This is a genomic window from Arthrobacter sp. D5-1 (genome assembly GCF_017357425.1).
GTDB lineage: Bacteria > Actinomycetota > Actinomycetes > Actinomycetales > Micrococcaceae > Arthrobacter.
This window is the reverse complement of the sequence record NZ_CP014571.1, coordinates 2,495,415-2,511,546: the sequence shown is the minus strand read 5'-3', so window position 1 is coordinate 2,511,546 and position 16,132 is coordinate 2,495,415. Positions and strand designations below refer to the sequence as shown.

The 16,132-nt window shown below is 62.3% G+C and carries 15 protein-coding genes; 2 read left to right on the top strand and 13 right to left on the bottom strand.

Features of this window, described 5'->3' with window-relative positions; translation table 11 throughout:
• Positions 1-13: 13 nt before the first annotated feature.
• The 10 genes from AYX22_RS11390 to AYX22_RS11345 form a co-directional block, all read right to left on the bottom strand.
• A complete protein-coding gene (locus tag AYX22_RS11390) occupies positions 14-940 on the bottom strand; it encodes an FKBP-type peptidyl-prolyl cis-trans isomerase (RefSeq protein ID WP_207593584.1) in 927 nt (308 codons plus the stop codon).
• A 111-nt stretch (positions 941-1,051) separates the two neighbouring features.
• Positions 1,052-2,416 (bottom strand): Pup--protein ligase, encoded by a 1,365-nt coding sequence (gene pafA, locus AYX22_RS11385; protein WP_207593583.1) that lies wholly within the window; start codon positions 2,414-2,416, stop codon positions 1,052-1,054.
• Position 2,417: 1 nt separating this feature from the next.
• Positions 2,418-3,125 (bottom strand): proteasome subunit alpha, encoded by a 708-nt coding sequence (prcA, locus tag AYX22_RS11380; protein WP_207593582.1) that lies wholly within the window; start codon positions 3,123-3,125, stop codon positions 2,418-2,420.
• Position 3,126: 1 nt separating this feature from the next.
• The gene (prcB, locus tag AYX22_RS11375; RefSeq protein WP_207593581.1) at positions 3,127-3,936 is read right to left on the bottom strand and encodes a proteasome subunit beta; all 810 of its coding nucleotides are present in this window, start codon (positions 3,934-3,936) and stop codon (positions 3,127-3,129) included.
• A 79-nt stretch (positions 3,937-4,015) separates the two neighbouring features.
• Complete coding sequence (locus AYX22_RS11370; RefSeq protein WP_026540702.1) at positions 4,016-4,219, bottom strand: ubiquitin-like protein Pup; 204 nt, start codon at positions 4,217-4,219, stop codon at positions 4,016-4,018.
• Between the two features lie 119 nt (positions 4,220-4,338).
• Positions 4,339-5,958 carry a depupylase/deamidase Dop gene (gene dop / locus AYX22_RS11365; RefSeq protein ID WP_207597559.1) on the bottom strand — a complete coding sequence of 540 codons (1,620 nt, stop codon included), beginning with the start codon at positions 5,956-5,958 and terminating at the stop codon, positions 4,339-4,341.
• 50 nt (positions 5,959-6,008) lie between these two features.
• On the bottom strand, positions 6,009-7,817 hold the full coding sequence (gene arc / locus AYX22_RS11360; protein ID WP_207593580.1) for a proteasome ATPase: 1,809 nt from the start codon (positions 7,815-7,817) through the stop codon (positions 6,009-6,011).
• Between the two features lie 97 nt (positions 7,818-7,914).
• Positions 7,915-8,994, bottom strand: coding sequence for a tRNA (adenine-N1)-methyltransferase (locus AYX22_RS11355; RefSeq protein ID WP_278251927.1), 1,080 nt, complete (start codon positions 8,992-8,994; stop codon positions 7,915-7,917).
• Positions 8,995-9,109: 115 nt separating this feature from the next.
• Entirely contained in the window at positions 9,110-10,273 is a 1,164-nt protein-coding gene (locus tag AYX22_RS11350; RefSeq protein WP_207593579.1) for a site-2 protease family protein, read from the bottom strand.
• The gene (locus AYX22_RS11345; protein WP_207593578.1) at positions 10,274-10,993 is read right to left on the bottom strand and encodes an HAD family phosphatase; all 720 of its coding nucleotides are present in this window, start codon (positions 10,991-10,993) and stop codon (positions 10,274-10,276) included. It abuts the gene before it with no gap.
• Positions 10,994-11,116: 123 nt separating this feature from the next.
• On the opposite strand from AYX22_RS11345, the gene AYX22_RS11340 reads away from it, so the two are divergent.
• Positions 11,117-12,022 carry a PAC2 family protein gene (locus AYX22_RS11340; protein WP_207593577.1) on the top strand — a complete coding sequence of 302 codons (906 nt, stop codon included), beginning with the start codon at positions 11,117-11,119 and terminating at the stop codon, positions 12,020-12,022.
• Positions 12,023-12,121: 99 nt separating this feature from the next.
• Here the strand turns inward: AYX22_RS11340 and mshC are convergent, their stop codons facing one another.
• On the bottom strand, positions 12,122-13,399 hold the full coding sequence (gene mshC, locus AYX22_RS11335) for a cysteine--1-D-myo-inosityl 2-amino-2-deoxy-alpha-D-glucopyranoside ligase (protein ID WP_207593576.1): 1,278 nt from the start codon (positions 13,397-13,399) through the stop codon (positions 12,122-12,124).
• Between the two features lie 15 nt (positions 13,400-13,414).
• Entirely contained in the window at positions 13,415-14,248 is an 834-nt protein-coding gene (locus tag AYX22_RS11330) for an undecaprenyl-diphosphate phosphatase (protein ID WP_207593575.1), read from the bottom strand.
• A gap of 52 nt (positions 14,249-14,300) precedes the next feature.
• Here AYX22_RS11330 and AYX22_RS11325 point away from each other — a divergent pair, with 52 nt between their 5' ends.
• Positions 14,301-15,233, top strand: coding sequence for an aldo/keto reductase (locus AYX22_RS11325; RefSeq protein WP_207593574.1), 933 nt, complete (start codon positions 14,301-14,303; stop codon positions 15,231-15,233).
• A gap of 6 nt (positions 15,234-15,239) precedes the next feature.
• Here AYX22_RS11325 and rfbA read toward each other — a convergent pair whose 3' ends face one another.
• Positions 15,240-16,106: a glucose-1-phosphate thymidylyltransferase RfbA gene (rfbA, locus tag AYX22_RS11320; protein ID WP_207593573.1), complete on the bottom strand. Its 867-nt coding sequence runs from the start codon at positions 16,104-16,106 to the stop codon at positions 15,240-15,242.
• Positions 16,107-16,132: the final 26 nt, after the last annotated feature.

The following is a 16,132-nucleotide window of genomic DNA, read 5'->3' as shown; positions in this document are numbered from 1 at the left end:
GTTTCGGTGGTGGTTACTTGACGCCGAGGATGTCGACGACGAATACGAGGTCGCCCTTGGCTTCGCCCTGGCCGGTTTCACCGTAGGCCAGGTCCTGCGGGATGACCAGCAGCACGCGCGAGCCGACGGTCTTGCCTTCAAGGCCCTGCGTCCAGCCCTTGATGACGCCGGTGAGGGGGAAGCTGGTGGGCTCTCCCCGGTCGAAGCTCGAATCGAACTTGGTGCCGCCTACGAGGTTTACACCGACGTAGTTGACGGTCAGGGTGTCAGTGGCCTTGACGGCAGCTCCGGAGCCCTTGATCAGGTCCTGGGCGATGAGTTCCTTGGGCGCGGCGACGCCATCCACGGAAATCTGCGGAATGCCCTTGTCGTCTTCCTTCACGGTGGGCAGGCCGGCCGGAGGAGTCACTGGTTCACCTTCGGGCTTCTCCAGGACCGGTGCGGCGTCCTTGGCGGAGACGATCTTGAAGACCACCAGCTGTGTGCCGGCAGGGGTGTCACCCGAGGAATTGCCGGGGGCGGCGATGGCAACGTGGCTGCCGACCTTGGCGCCGATAATGGCGTTGTAGATCAGTTCATTGCTGGACTTGATCTGATCCGTCAGATCGATCGGCTGGGGGCCGTTCGCGTAGCCGTCCTCGAGGGTCTTGCCATCGTTGCCGTCCACGGCGACGTAGGCCAGTTCAGCCGTCTGCCCCGCCTTCACGCGGGCTCCATCGCCTTCGCTGACGACGTCAACCGTGGGCTCAGCCACAGTGAGGGGCTTGGAGAATTCAATGCCCGGCGCTTTGTCGTTGCCGTTGTCCGTTACCTTGACGGAGTCGAGCTTGGAGACGTCGCCTACGGACTTGCTGGTGGGCTCGGCCGCCGGCGTGCTCTCGCCGCCACAGGCGGTGATGAGCAAAAGGGCGGGCAGGAGGATTGCTAGGAGTCGGCGCACAAAAAGACACTTTCGTCGGGGCAAGGGACACTCGGAAGGGCGCTTTGCGCCTCCAAGCAGGTTGGGTCCCGTGAAGAGACCACTATCCAGAATAGCCCGTGAAGCTGGGAGTCAGCTCATAGAGTCCAGGAGCGCATCCACCCGCTCGTCGACGCTCCGGAACGGGTCCTTGCAGAGGATTGTCTGGTGGGCGCGGTCGTTCAGCTTCAGGTGGACCCAATCCACGGTGTAGTCACGTCCAAGCTCCTGGGCCCGGCGGACAAAGTCTCCACGCAGTTTCGCCCGCGTTGTTTGCGGCGGTGCGTCCACGGCATCCTTGACCTCTGTTTCCGTGACCAACCGACGTGCTGCCCCCCGCGCCTGCAGCAGGAAGAAGATGCCGCGTTGCCGCGAGATGTCGTGGTAAGTGAGGTCAAGCTGGGCGATTCGTGGAGAGTCCAGGCTGAGGTCGTGCCGGTGCATGTACCCGTCCATCAACTTCTTCTTGATGGCCCAGTCCACCTCGGTATCAATGGTGGACGTGTCACCGCTTTCGATGGCGTCCAGCGTGCGCTTCCAGAGGTCCAGGATCAGCGGTACATGGGGATTGTGCGCCCCGTTGGTGGCGACAAATTCGGTGACTTTGGTGAGGTATTCGCGCTGGATATCGAGGGCGGTGAGCTGCCTGCCGTTGGCAAGCCTGACCAGGGCGCGGCCTGTCAGGTCATGGGAGATTTCGCGGATGCTGCGGATGGGGTTCTCCATGCGCATGTCGCGCATGATGACGCCCGACTCGATCATGCGGAGGATCAGGTCCACTGTTCCCACTTTGAGCAGTGCCGTGGTTTCGGACATATTGCTGTCCCCCACGATCACATGGAGGCGGCGGTAGAACTCGGCATCGGCATGGGGCTCGTCGCGGGTATTGATGATGGGGCGGGACCTGGTGGTTGCTGAGGACACGCCCTCCCAAATGTGGTCCGCCCGTTGGGAGAACGCGAAGGTGGCCCCATGGGGTGTTTTGAGGACCTTGCCTGCACCGGCGATCAGCTGGCGCGTCACCAGGAAGGGAATGAGGATTTCAGCAAGGCGGGAAAATTCGCCGCGGCGCGGGATCAGATAGTTCTCGTGGCTGCCGTAGGAGTTTCCCGCGGAGTCGGTGTTGTTCTTAAAGAGGTAAACAGTGCCATTGAAGCCCTCTGCCGCCAGCCTTGCCTGGGCCTCATCCACGAGGTCGTCCAGGATGAGTTCGCCCGCCCTGTCATGGGCAATCAGCTGTGCGAGGTCGTCGCACTCGGCCGTGGCATACTCCGGATGCGAACCCACATCCAGGTACAGCCGCGAGCCATTGGTCAGGAACACATTGGACGAACGGCCCCAACTGACCACCTTGCGGAAGAGGTAGCGGGCTACTTCTTCGGGAGCCAAGGGCCGTGAATCCGGGCTGGAATAAGAGATCCCGAATTCCGTTTCGATGCCAAATATTCTCTTGTCCATCTCAAGCCTCCTCTGTGAGCAACCGGGTCATGTCCTCCGGCAAAAGCCTCCGGAACGCCCTCCGGGAACCGCGGTGGCTTTCGGATGCGCGGTACAGCACTGCAGCTTCGACGGCGGTGGCCGGCAGGGCATCGGCGTCCTTGTCCGTGGACAGGGCGCGCAGGGCCAAGCGCATGGCGCCGGACAGGGTGAGCTCAGGATCCCAGGCGCCGCTGACGACGTCTGAAATTTGCTCGGCGAGTCCACCCATGACCACGAAGCCGTTCTCGTCGGCGATGGAGCCATCAAACGTCAGCCGGTAGAGGTGGTCCTGCTCCTGCGTCAAGCCGACCTCGGCTACGGCGAGTTCCACTTCGAAGGGTTTCTGTTCAGCCGTGAACACGGCACCGAGGCTCTGGGCATACACGCTGGCCAGTCCGCGGGCGGTGACGTCCTCGCGATCGTAGGAATAGCCCCGGACATCGGCGTAGCGGACGCCGGCCTGCCGGAGACTTTCGAACTCGTTGTACTTGCCTACAGCCGCGAACGCGATTTTGTCGTAGATTTCACCAATTTTATGCAAGGACGGCGAGGGGTTCTCTGCGATCAGCGCGATGCCGTCGGCGCAACTGATCACCACTACTGACCGGCCGCGTGCGATTCCTTTCCGCGCGAAGTCCGCACGGTCCTTCATGAGTTGCTCAGGAGAGACGTAGAACTGCTGGGTCATCTCAGGCCTCCCGTCCGGCGATGGCGCGGGATTCGACGATGGCGCCCGCTATGGCCGCCAAATCCCGTTCCGGAACACGGCGGGTCCCGGCGCGGTTGACGGTGTAGACCACGGGCCACAACTGGCGGACTGGATCGGGGCCGCCGGTAGCGGAATCGTCGTCGGCGGCGTCGTAGAGGGCCTCAACGGCCACCGCAACGGCGGCTTCCTCGGAGAGGTTCGGCTTCCACAATTTCTTCAGGGCTCCGCGGGCAAACACTGAACCTGAACCCACCGAGTGGTGTTCCTGCTCTTCATAGCGGCCACCGGTGACGTCGTAGGAGAACAGCCTGCCCACGCCGGAGACGTGGTCAAACCCTGCAAACAGGGGAATGACCGCCATTCCCTGCATGGCCATTGGCAGGTTTCCACGGATCATGGCGCCAAGGCGGTTCGCCTTGCCCACGAGGCTGAGCAAAGTGCCCTCGATCTTCTCGTAATGCTCCAGTTCAACCTGGAAAAGACGGGTGATGTCGATGGCCAGGCCAGCCGTTCCGGCAATACCCAAGACGGAGTACTCATCCGCAGGGAACACTTTCTCGATGTGCCTGCTGGCGATGACATTGCCCATGGTGGCGCGACGGTCCCCCGCCATCAGCACGCCGCCCGGATACGTCAAGGCAACGATCGTGGTGGCGTGCGGTGAGGACGGGACAGTGCCGGCCGGTAAGGACTGATTGAACGGGAGGAGTTCGGGACGCGAGCGTTGGAGATGCTCCGTGAAAGAAGATGTTGCCTGGGTGGCCAGGGGGCCGGTTGATGGGTCCTGCATTGCTGCACTCCTTCGACTCTGCGTTCCGATGCCCGGCGGCCTCACGCCTGCCGGGCAGTACATCCTGTAGCGGGTCCGCTTACTGGCCACCCTTTTGGACAAACGCCCTGACGAATTCCTCAGCGTTGGATTCGAGAACGCCGTCGATTTCGTCGAGAAGGTCATCCACGCCCTGCGTTGCGTCCGAAGCCTGTGCCGCAGGTGCTGCGGGCGGGGCCTCAGGGACATCCACCTCAGTTTCGGTGTCCCGTGACTGTGGTTGTTGCTGCTCCTGTGCTGCCATTTTCTTTCTCCCTACTGTCAGTCTCCTGATGACGGAGACTTCCTACTGCCATATTGCCACGCTGCGGGCTGCTGCGTACGGCTTTGACCAGGCCCGGATCTTCCCGTGGCGGAGCGCCGTCAGCTCTTCGCCGGGGGTACATTCCGGCCCATCAACTCAGACAGGAAGGCGCCTGCATCCTGATGGCGCTCAAACAGCGCTCCGGTCAACGCCTCCGTGCCCCGGAGGGGTTCGCGGGTGGGGACCCGCTGCAGCTTGCCCAACCCGGGGACATCGAAAATAACCGAGTCCCAGCTTGCCCCAACCACGTCCTTGCCGAACTTCGAAACACAACGGCCGCGGAAGTATGCGCGGGTGTCCGACGGCGGTTCGGTCACCGCCCGGGCGATGTCGGCGTCGTCGACGATCCTCAGCATGCGGTCCTTGGACAGCAGCCTGTAGTAAAGACCCTTTTCCGGCCTGATATCGGACCACTGAAGATCAACCAGCCCCAGCCGGGCGTCATCCCAGGACAGTCCGTCGCGCTTCCGGTACCCTTCCAAGAGCGACCTCTTGGCCACCCATTCAACAGAGGATGCGGCGGCATCGAGGTCGCTGCCCAGCGTTGTCAACGTTGATTCCCACCGCGTCAAGACTTCATGGGTGTGGCCGTCTCCGGTCACGGAATCCGCCACTCCCGTTTCCTGGGAAAGTTTTGCTGCCGCCTCGTAGAACATCCACTGGATATCCAGGGCAGTCACCCTTCGGCCGTCAAGCAACCTCACTGTCGCCGTCAGCGTTGTGTCATGGCTGACGGACTGAAGTGCCTGGACGGGTTCGTGGACCTCGATCCTGGGCGCCTGGCCGGCCTCGATAAGGCTCAGGACCATGGCAGTGGTGCCGAATTTGAGGTAGTTCGAGGCCTGGCTGAGGTTGGCGTCGCCAATGATGACGTGAAGGCGGCGGTACTTGTCAGCTGTTGCGTGCGGCTCATCCCGGGTGTTGATGATGGGGCGCCGGATGGTTGTTTCCAGCCCCACCTCTGCCTCGAAGAAGTCGGCACGTTGGCTGATCTGGTAACCGGGGGTCGAACTGTCCTGCCCCAGTCCAACGCGTCCGGCCCCACACATGACCTGGCGGGACACAAAGAACGGTGTCAGGCCGCGAATGATGTCGCCGAAGGGAACCGAACGGGGCATGAGGTAGTTTTCATGCGAACCATAGGACACTGACTTGTTGTCCGTGTTGTTTTTGTAGAGGTTGATGGGAGGCAGGCCGGCATCGGCCGCCACCTTCCGGACCGTGGCCAAGGCAACCAAGTCCCCAGCCGCATCCCACGCAACAACATCCCGGGGGTTGGTGACCTCAGGGCTCGAATACTCGGGGTGCGCATGGTCCACATAAAGGCGTGCACCGTTACCCAGGACCATGTTCATCAGCAAGGAACCGGACTCATCCGCGCCGTCAAGTTCCAACTCCTGGCGGCCATAGGCCAACGCGACTGCCTCGGCGTCGAGCACTGGTGGCTGGTCCGTCAGTTGGCTGGGGTCCGCCGCTGCCCGGTCCACGGTCCAGCCGCGGGCATCGTGCAACGGTTCCTCGTCGGTGTAGTCCCAGCGCGTTTCGGCTCCCCCGGCTGCCCGTTGCCGGGTGACTGCGGCATACGCCTGGATGATCCTTGCGGACATCATGGTGGCGTTCGCCCCGGGAGCCGATGGTGCATGGATGCCGTATTCAGTTTCGGAGCCCATGACGCGCATGGCACCGCCGGCGGGCAACTTCTCAGCGGGCGTACCTTCGGGTCTTGCTGTCACAGGTACTGGCCCGTGTTGGCAGTGGTTTCAATGGACTTGCCCGGTTCCTGGCCGGCTTTGCCCTGGACGATGGTGCGGATGTAGGTAATCCGTTCGCCCTTCTTGCCCGAGATCCGTGCCCAGTCGTCCGGGTTGGTGGTGTTGGGCATATCCTCGTGCTCGCGGAACTCGTCCACCACGGCCCGCAGAAGGTGCTCGATGCGGAGTCCCTTTTGATTGTTGGTCAGGAGGTCCTTGATGGCGTACTTCTTCGCGCGGTCCACCACATTCTGCACCACTGCACCGGAGTTGAAGTCCTTGAAGTACAGCATCTCGGTGTCGCCGTTGGCGTAGGTCACCTCAAGGTACTCGTTGGACTTCTCCGTTGAATACATGGCTTCCACGGTGCGCTGGACCATGGCATCGACGGTGGCCTGGACGTCGCCGCCATATTCGGCCAGGTCCTGCGCGTGGAAGGGCAGGTCGGTGGTGATGTACTTCGCGAAAATGTCAGCCGCTGCCTCGGCGTCGGGACGCTGTATCTTGACCTTCACGTCAAGGCGGCCCGGCCTGAGGATGGCGGGATCGATCATGTCCTCGCGGTTGGAGGCACCAATGACAATCACATTGTCCAAGCGTTCCACGCCATCGATCTCACTGAGCAGCTGCGGAACAATGGTGGTCTCCACATCCGAGGAAACGCCGGTGCCGCGGGTCCGGAACAGCGAGTCCATTTCATCGAAGAAAACAACGACCGGGCTGCCATCGGACGCCTTTTCCCGTGCGCGGGAGAAGATCAACCTGATGTGCCGCTCAGTCTCGCCCACGTATTTGTCCAGCAATTCCGGACCCTTGATGTTCAGGAAGTAGCTCTTCAGGTCGGTGTTGCCGGCACGTTCCGCCGCACGCGCTGCCAGTGAATTCGCCACGGCTTTGGCGATGAGGGTTTTGCCGCAACCCGGAGGGCCGTAGAGGAGAATGCCTTTGGGGGCTTTCAGCCCGTGCTCACGGTAGAGGTCCGGGTGCAGGAACGGCAACTCCACGGCGTCGCGGATCTGTTCGATCTGGGGGCCGAGGCCACCGATGTCCTGATAGGTGATATCCGGGACTTCTTCGAGGACGAGGTTCTCCACTTCGGCCCGCGGCACCTTCTCAAGGGCGTAACCGGTGCGGGAATCCAATGACAGGGCGTCGCCGACCTTCAAGTGAACACTTTGCAGTGCGCCCGAAAGCCGGACCACCCGTTCCTCGTCGGCCCGGCCCACCACCAGTGCGCGGTCCTTGCCGAGCATTTCCTTGAGCGTCACCAGTTCGCCGGCGCGTTCGTAGCCGAGGCCGGCCACCACCAGCAATGCCTCGTTCAGGAGGACTTCCTGGCCCACTGCGAGCTGGTTCACATTGACCAGTGGGCTGACGCCCACCCGCATTTTCCGGCCGGAATTGAAGATGTCCACGGACTCTTCGGTGGCGGCCTGGCTGGAACTGCCGGCAGCCGGTTGCTTCCGCGGATTGATCTGCACCACGGTTCCGAAGCTGTAGGGGGGTTGGCCCTCCTGCTCCAGCGCGCCCTTCAACCGGAGGATCTCGGCCTTCGCGGTCTCCAGCATGCCCACGAGCTTGCTGTTGTTCTGGGTAGCGGCTGCCAACTGGCGGTCAATGTGGCGAAGCTTGTCCCGGAGGATATTGATTTGCCGTTCGGCGACGGTCAGATCACTCGAGGGCTCGGGCGGTTGGACAGCCGAAAGCCCCCGGCTTGCTGCTTCTTCCGCTGCGGCGTGTGCTTCCTCCGGCGTTGGCCGTCCAAGGTCGTTGTTTGACGTATCCACGATTCATCAGCCCCTTCCTGCGCTTAACAAGACCTTAGTCCCGAAAAGCTCAGGGTGCTGGGTGACATTCGGAATGCGGACCCTATTGTGACCTTTGTCAGTTTGTGACTGCGGGATCGTCCTGGACGTTGGTGCCGGCGATGGCGTCACGGGCAGCCCGGCGGAGTTTCTTGTCGGATACTGACCGCTCCCCCACTGCGCCAGGGGTCCACGCGTTGAGGTCCTCTTCGCTGAACTCCGTCTTGGACGGGCGGCGCTTGACGGAAATTCCGGTGACACCGTCGGCGAGGCGGCGGGTCACCAGGAGGAAGCCGGTGTGGGCCACCATGCGGTGATCCGGACGGACAGCAAGGCCCTCGAGGTGCCAACCGCGGACCATCGATTCCCAAGCGTCAGGCTCGGTAAAGCGTCCGTCAGCACGGATGGCCTCGGCCGTACGGGACAACTGGGTGACGGTTGCCACGTAGTTGATCCAGACACCACCAGGCGCCAGGACGGTGGCCACGGCATCAAGGCACTCCCACGGAGCGAGCATGTCCAGGACCACACGGTCCACGGAGCCTGGAGCTTCAGCCTTGACCACTTCTTCCTGGAAGTCGCCCAGGGAGATCTGCCATGCCGGGTGCGGTCCACCGAAAATGGTCTCCACGTTGCCACGGGCGATGTCGGCGAATTCCTCGCGACGCTCAAACGAGTGGAGGTAACCACCGTCACCCACGGCGCGCAGCAGGGAGATGGACAGGGCGCCGGAGCCGACGCCGGCTTCAACGACGCGTGCGCCCGGGAAGATGTCGGCCATGGTGACAATCTGGCCCGCGTCCTTCGGGTAGACCACAGCAGCGCCGCGGGGCATGGACAGGACGAAGTCGGAGAGCAGGGGACGCAGCGTCTGGTACTGCTGGCCAACGTTGTTGCTGACCACGGAGCCATCCACTTTGCCGATGATTTCGTCGTGGTTCAGGAAGCCGCGGTGGGTGTGGAAAGCACCACCAACCTCCAGGGTGATGGTGTTCATGCGGCCGCGCTCGTCAGTGAGCTGGACCCGCTCACCGACGCGGAAAGGGCCGCGGCGGCGGGCAGCGCCCGTCGGCTGCACGGCCTGGCCGGTCATCGCCTGGCTCGCGGATGCCTCGTCGATGCCGGCGTTTGCTTCGGGGGCGGCGGTTTCGCTGCTCATGTACTGTTCCTCGCTCCTGTACGGCTTGGCCGCAACATCGTGCTGGCGGATGGGCGCCAAAAATCAATGGGTTCTTCGGTAAAACCGCCGGCATGCAACTCTACCGGCAAGGATGTCAGGGGCGCCCGCTCCTGCGGGCTTCCTTGCCTGTTATGGCCGTCACAACTGCCTGCTGGCGCAGAAGCCCTGTCACGATTCCGTTGTGGTCCACCACAGCGTATTCGCCGCCCTCCAGCCGTGCCAAGTACTGGATCAGCTCCTGGCCTTTGGACCATTCCGGGACATACGCCCCGGCGCCGAGGGCGTGGGCCACTGCGGTGACCGGCGTCGTCGCAGTCGACTGGGGAGGCACTGCGGCCGCTGCGCCGAAGTCCACTACGCCCTGCGGCTTGCCATCCGGTCCACAGATCACGACGGCGGGACTTCCGGACGGTGATATGTCCAGGACGTCGGCCACGGTGGCTGAGTTCGGTACGCCCACGGCGCGCTCTGCCAGGCCCGCGGCGCTCACCAGGTAAAGGCGGCTGCGGAGCTTCGCGTGGTGAATTGAACTGGAAGCACCCATCCACAAGAATCCGCAGACGAGGACAGTGATCAGGATGAGGTTGATGTCCAGGGGTGAACCGCTGAGGAGCGGCAGGCCGATGAACCAGATGACCAAGGCGGCAACGATTATGCGGCCGGACCAGCCGGCGGCGATGGTGCCTTTGTCCTGGCTGCCCGTTGCTTTCCACACAGCCGATTCCACCAAACGCCCGCCATCCAGGGGAAGGCCGGGGAGGACATTGAAGAGGCCGATGAGGAGGTTGGCCCACATCAGGATGTTGGCCAGGATGTCGGATACGCCGCTGAGGACGCCAGTAGAGAGTACGGCCCACATCCCGGCCGCCAAGACGAAGTTGGAGGCAGGGCCGGCCAGGGCGACCACTACTGAACGTCCGGGCGAAGCCGTGAAGTTCTCGAATTGGGTGTGGCCACCCCAGAGGTTCAGCACAATCTTCTCCGTGGGCCAGTTGAACACTTTGGCGCTCAAGGCGTGCGCCAGCTCATGGACCAAGACAGAGACGGCCAGCAGCAAGGCGTATCCCAAGGCAACGAAGTAGGCTCCGATGCCGAGATCCGGCATCCGTACCAGGAGCGCGGGTCCGTACACGATGACCGTGAAGCCGGCGATCACGAACCACGAGTAGGCGAGAAAGACAGGTATGCCGGCAATCCTTCCGAGGGGTATGCCGTCCTTCTTACTGGTTGCATGATGCGGGGTGGAGGAGCTTGTCACCTAGTTGGCCCCTTCGAGGAGGTTTGCTGCCTGAAAGCGGTCAACGACCAATTGCTGGACATCGGATGAGGTCCTGCCCACCAAGGTGTCCCACATGACCATCCGGTGATCCTCGGGCAGCGGTACCTGATGCGGAATACCCACGGTGATCACGCCCGAAGCGATGGCCGCGGTTGCGCCCGGAACGGAATCCTCCAAGGCGACGCAATGATGAATGGTGAGGGACGGGTCGTCCAGCCGGAGCCGTTCAACGGCCGTAAGGTACGCCTCGGGGTGCGGTTTTCCGTTGGCGACGGTATCCCCGGTAACCATGAACTCGAAGTAGGGCTTGGGCAGGCTTTCCACTACAACGCCGGCCAGCGGGCCCTCGGACATCGTCACCAGGGCGCAGCGGATGCCGGCCTGCTGGAGCTCATCCAACAGTTCGCGCGCACCGGGGCGCCACGGAACTTCCTTGCGGATCTGCTCAATGACCTGGGCGCTGAGGGTATCCACGATCTTGCGGGCTTCAAGCCCAACTCCGGCGGCTTGCAGGACAGCAGCAGAATGCAGCAAAGACTGCCCCACCAACTGCATGGCTTGCTGGTGCGACCAGCTGCCTCCATGTGCCTCAACCAGCGCGCGCTCGGCAGCGATCCAGTAGGGTTCGGTGTCCACGAGTGTGCCATCCATATCCCAGAGCACGGCTTTGAGGTGGGGCTGGCTGGGTGAGGAATGCATGGTTTCCAGTCTACGTGGAACCTGGCCAAGGGCTGTCCGTGCTTTGCGCTGTGGGCGAATCGGTGACACGCATTGACATCAAATGCCATGCATCCACGAGGGTCTTGGACGTAGGGTGAGTGGATGAACAGTGTGGACGGGACCCCCGAAGGACAGGACATCACCGCGGAGCCCGAGCGTTTCCTCAAGGAACCCGCGGAAGGCCAGCGTGTCACCGTAATGCTCGCCGCGTTTGAGGGCTGGAATGATGCCGGTGAGGCGGCCAGCGATGCGCTGCACTATTTGAACAAGCTGTGGGATGGCAAGAAGGTTGCCACTGTAGATGCCGAGGAATACTACGACTTCCAGTTCACGCGGCCCACCGTGAGGCGAACTTCTTCCGGTGCCCGCAAGGTCAAATGGCCATCAACCCGGATCTACAAGGCATCAGTACCAGACAGCAACGTGGACGTGGTTTTCGTCCTTGGAACGGAACCTTCGTACCGTTGGCGTGCCTACACCACGGAATTGCTGGTCCATGCCGAAGCACTCAAGGTTGACTCCGTGGTCCTGATTGGCGCATTGCTGGCTGACGTGCCCCACAGCCGTCCCATTCCGGTGAGCACCACCACCGAGGACAGCTCATTGCGGGAGCGGCTTAATCTTGAGGCTTCCCAGTACGAGGGGCCGGTAGGCATCGTCGGTGTGCTTGCTGAATTTGCCATGCTTGCGGGCCTGCCGACTGTCTCCCTGTGGGCAGCAGTCCCCCACTACGTGGCCCAGCCACCCTCTCCCAAAGCCCAGCTCGCCATTCTGCACAAGGTCGAGGATCTGCTGCAGGTTCCGTTGGACAGTCTGGCCTTGGCTGAAGAATCGGAAGCCTGGGAGCGCGGAGTGGACGAACTCGCTACCGAGGACCCGGAAATTGCCGCGTATGTACGTCAACTGGAGGAGGCCAAAGACACGGCCGATCTTCCGGAAGCGTCCGGGGAGTCCATTGCCCGCGAATTCGAGCGGTACCTCAAGCGGCGCGGTAAGGACCGACCCTGACCCCTGCTGCCGTCATAAACCGGCAACGGCCCCGACGAAGCGTCGGGGCCGTTGCTGCTTCCTACGGGTTTTGGGCGTGTTTCTGCGGACTTTGCGGCCTCAGAGTTCAACGCCCAGCAGCGCATTAATGGCGTCAGATATCACGGCACGGTCCTGCTCGGATGCCGGAGCATTGCCCCGCAGGGTGTCTTCTGCCCATCGATCGATTGCGGAGATGGCACCGGGAGCGTTGAGGTCGTTGGCCAGCTCCTTGCGCATCGCGGCCACCAGTGGTCCCGCCGAACCGGCCTGGGCATGCTCCGCTGCTTCACGCCACTGCGCCAGCCGCTTCTTGGCTGCCGCAAACTCCTCATCGGTCCAGGACCAGTCCGAACGGTAGTGGTTGGCCAGAATCGCCAGGCGGATGGCCGGCGGTTCTTCTCCAGCCGCGCGGAGCTTGGAGACAAGAACAAGGTTGCCCTTGGACTTGCTCATCTTTTCTCCGTCCAGACCCACCATGCCTGCGTGCGAATAGTGCCGTGCCAACGGCACTCCGGACAGAGAGTAAGCATGGCCTGCTCCCATTTCGTGGTGCGGGAACACGAGGTCCGAGCCTCCGCCCTGGACGGTAAAGGGTGCCGGAAGATACTTCTGTGCAATGACCGTGCATTCGATGTGCCACCCGGGCCGGCCGTCTCCGAGGGTTCCGCCAGGCCAACGCGGTTCGCCTTCACGGGCCACGCGCCAGAGCAGCGGATCAAGTGCGTGGCGTTTTCCAGCCCTTGCGGGATCTCCGCCGCGTTCGGCGAACAGCGACAGCATCTCTGTTTCGCCGAGTCCCGACACATCCCCCAGTGTCCAGGCGTCTGTCGCGTCCGAGCGCTTGCCGGCCATTTCGACGTCGTAATAGACATCGCCGTCAGGCTCACCGTCAGAACCAGGAACGCGGTAGGCAACGCCGTCGGCAATGAGGCGCTCGATGGCGGGAACGATGTCCGGGATGGCCTCAACGGCGCCGATGTAGTGATTGGGTGCAAGGACATTAAGTGCGTCCATGTCGGTCTGGAAAAGCTCGATCTGGCTCTGGGCCAGTTCGCGCCAGTCCACTCCCGTGGCGGTGGCGCGCTCCAGCAGGGGGTCATCGATATCCGTGACATTTTGGACATAGGAGACGCGGAGGCCAGCGTCTCGCCAAGCCCGGTTCAATAGGTCAAAGGCCACGTAGCTTGCCGCGTGACCCATGTGTGTCGCGTCGTATGGCGTGATGCCGCAGACATACATGGACTGTTCCGGTTGCCGTTCAACCTCCACTACGCGGCCTAGGGCTGTGTCGAACAGCCGTAATTGCGGCATGCTGCCGGGCAGCTCAGGAACAGGGCGGGAGGTCCACGATTTCACGGTTCAACCTTAGTGCTAGGCGCTGATGACATTGAAATACAGCAAGACATACAAGGCCAGGCCCAAGAGGATCCGATACCAGACGAACAGCCGGTAACTGCGGGTGGAGACGAACTTCAGGAACCAGCCAATAATGATGTAGCCCACCACGAAAGCAATGACCGTAGCCATCGCAGTCTCCGCCAGACCGTACGGACCGGCCAGACCATCGTTCGAAACCGTCTTGTACAACTGGTACAGGCCACTGCCGAATACGGCGGGGATGGCCAGCAGGAACGAATACCTGGCAGCGGCTTCACGGGTGTAGCCCATGAGCAGTCCGGCGGTGATGGTTCCACCGGAGCGGGAGACACCCGGAATCAAGGCCATGGCCTGGGCGAACCCGTACAGGATGCCGTGCTTGTACGTCAGTTGTGTGAGATCCCTCTCCTGCCGCCCGATCGCGTCCGCAACAGCCAGGATCATGCCGAAAACGATCAGCATGGTGGCGACGATCCACATGCTGCGCAACACCGACTCGATCTGGTCCTGGAACAGCAGGCCCAGGACGATGATCGGGAGGCTGCCCAGAATGACCAGCCAGCCCATACGGGCATCGGGATTGCTGCGTTCCACTTTGCCGATGAGGGACCCGAACCAGGCACGGACGATCCTCACGATGTCGCGCCAGAAGTAGACGATGACGGCGGTTTCGGTTCCCAACTGCGTGATGGCAGTAAACGCGGCGCCGGGATCGGAAGCATTCGGGAGGAATGAGCCGACGATCCGCAGGTGTGCGCTCGAGGAGATCGGGAGGAATTCGGTGAGGCCCTGCACCAGGCCCAGCAAGGCTGCTTCTATCCAGTTCACGTGAATAGACCCTACGTCATGAAGACTGGGAACTCCCCGTAAGCTAGCAGCTATGCAGCAGCGTTATGTCGGGAACAGTGGGTTCCGCGTGTCCTCCTTGTCCCTTGGAACCATGTCCTGGGCACAGGAGACCGATGAGCAGGACGCTGCCGAAGTCCTCCACGCATTTGTCGCTGCCGGCGGCACCGTGGTTGATACGGCGGCCTCCTACGCCCATGGGCAGGCCGAGGCCATGCTGGGTTCCATGTTGGGCGATGTCGTGGCCCGCTCCGAACTGGTCATCTCCACCAAAGCCGGCGTGTCGTCGTCGGACTCACGGCGCAGCATTAATGCTTCACGCGGCGCCATGCTGTCCGCGCTCGATGCCAGCCTCGCACGGTTGGGAACCGACTACATCGACATCTGGTTCGCCCACGAATGGGACCCGAACGTGCCCCTCGATGAGACCCTTTCAGCGCTGGAACTTGCCCAGAGGACCGGACGTGCCCGGTATGTGGGAATTTCCAACTACAACGGCTGGCAGACCGCCAAAGCCGCTGCTGTGGCAGGATTCACCCTGGTGGCCAACCAGTCGGAGTATTCCCTGGTCCAGCGCAAGGCCGAAGACGAACTGATCCCTGCCGTGGAGGACGCCGGATTGGGCCTGATGGCGTGGGCGCCATTGGGCAGGGGTGTCCTCAGCGGCAAATACCGTGGCCAGATTCCAGCGGATTCCCGTGCCGCGCAGAACCGCCTGGCTGCCTATATTGAGCCGTACCTGGAACCGAGGGCTTCCCGTGTGGTGGAAGCGGTGGCCATGGCTGCCCGCGGGCTGGGTCGCACCCCTATGGATGTCTCCCTGAGTTGGCTGCTCTCCCGTCCCGGCGTGGCAACGGCAATCGTCGGGCCGAGGAACGCCGTCCAGCTCAAGGAACTGCTGGACGCGCAATTGACGGTTTTGCCTGCGGAGATAGCACGTGCCTTGGAGGACGTTTCTGCCCAATAAGCCGGTCTATTGCCGGTCCAGGATGTCCAGCAAATAGCTGCCGTACCCGCTCTTGGCCAGTTTTGCCGCCTGCTGTCGGAGTCCGTCGTCGTCCAGGTAGCCCATCCGCCAGGCAACTTCTTCAGGGGCGCCGATCTTTAAGCCCTGTCGGTTCTCAGTGGTGCGAACGTAATTCGAAGCATCGTTCAGGTCGCTGAAGGTTCCCGTGTCCAACCATGCGGTGCCGCGGGGGAACTTCTGTACGTGCAACCGGCCGAGGTCCATGTACATCCTGTTGATGTCCGTGATCTCCAGTTCCCCGCGCGGGGAGGGTTTGAGGTCTTTGGCCATGGCAACTACGGAATTGTCGTAAAAGTACAAGCCGGGGACGGCGTAATTGCTTTTGGGCATGGACGGCTTCTCTTCAATGGATACCGCCAGGCCGTCGTCGTCGAACTCCACCACCCCGTAGGCGGACGGGTCCTTGACCCAATATCCGAAGATGGCACCGCCGTCGACATCCACGTAGTGGCGTAACTGGTTGCCCATGCCGGGTCCATTAAAAATGTTGTCCCCGAGGATGAGGGCCACTTTGCCGGTCCCGATGTGCCGCTCCCCCAGGATGAACGCCTGGGCCAACCCGTCCGGCGTCGGCTGTTCTGCGTACGTCAGGTTGATGCCGAACTGTGATCCATCGCCCAGGAGCCGCTGGAACTGGGTGGCGTCGCCGGGAGTGGTGATGATGAGGACATCGCGGATACCGGCGAGCATCAGTGTGCACAACGGGTAATAGATCATGGGCTTGTCGAACACGGGGACCAGCTGTTTACTGATTCCGAGCGTGATGGGATGGAGCCTGGAACCCGTTCCACCTGCAAGAATAATTCCTCGCAAACCTGCCGTCCTCACCTGTGCCCTGT

Bases quoted from the DNA above. Each gene is read 5' to 3' on its own strand.
- AYX22_RS11345 (WP_207593578.1), bottom strand. From the start codon at position 10,993: ATGCATTCCTCACCCAGCCAGCCCCACCTCAAAGCCGTGCTCTGGGAT.
- AYX22_RS11370 (WP_026540702.1), bottom strand. From the start codon at position 4,219: ATGGCAGCACAGGAGCAGCAACAACCACAGTCACGGGACACCGAAACT.
- prcA (WP_207593582.1), bottom strand. From the start codon at position 3,125: ATGACCCAGCAGTTCTACGTCTCTCCTGAGCAACTCATGAAGGACCGT.
- prcB (WP_207593581.1), bottom strand. From the start codon at position 3,936: ATGCAGGACCCATCAACCGGCCCCCTGGCCACCCAGGCAACATCTTCT.
- pafA (WP_207593583.1), bottom strand. From the start codon at position 2,416: ATGGACAAGAGAATATTTGGCATCGAAACGGAATTCGGGATCTCTTAT.
- AYX22_RS11340 (WP_207593577.1), top strand. From the start codon at position 11,117: ATGAACAGTGTGGACGGGACCCCCGAAGGACAGGACATCACCGCGGAG.
- AYX22_RS11325 (WP_207593574.1), top strand. From the start codon at position 14,301: ATGCAGCAGCGTTATGTCGGGAACAGTGGGTTCCGCGTGTCCTCCTTG.
- AYX22_RS11355 (WP_278251927.1), bottom strand. From the start codon at position 8,994: ATGAGCAGCGAAACCGCCGCCCCCGAAGCAAACGCCGGCATCGACGAG.
- dop (WP_207597559.1), bottom strand. From the start codon at position 5,958: ATGCGCGTCATGGGCTCCGAAACTGAATACGGCATCCATGCACCATCG.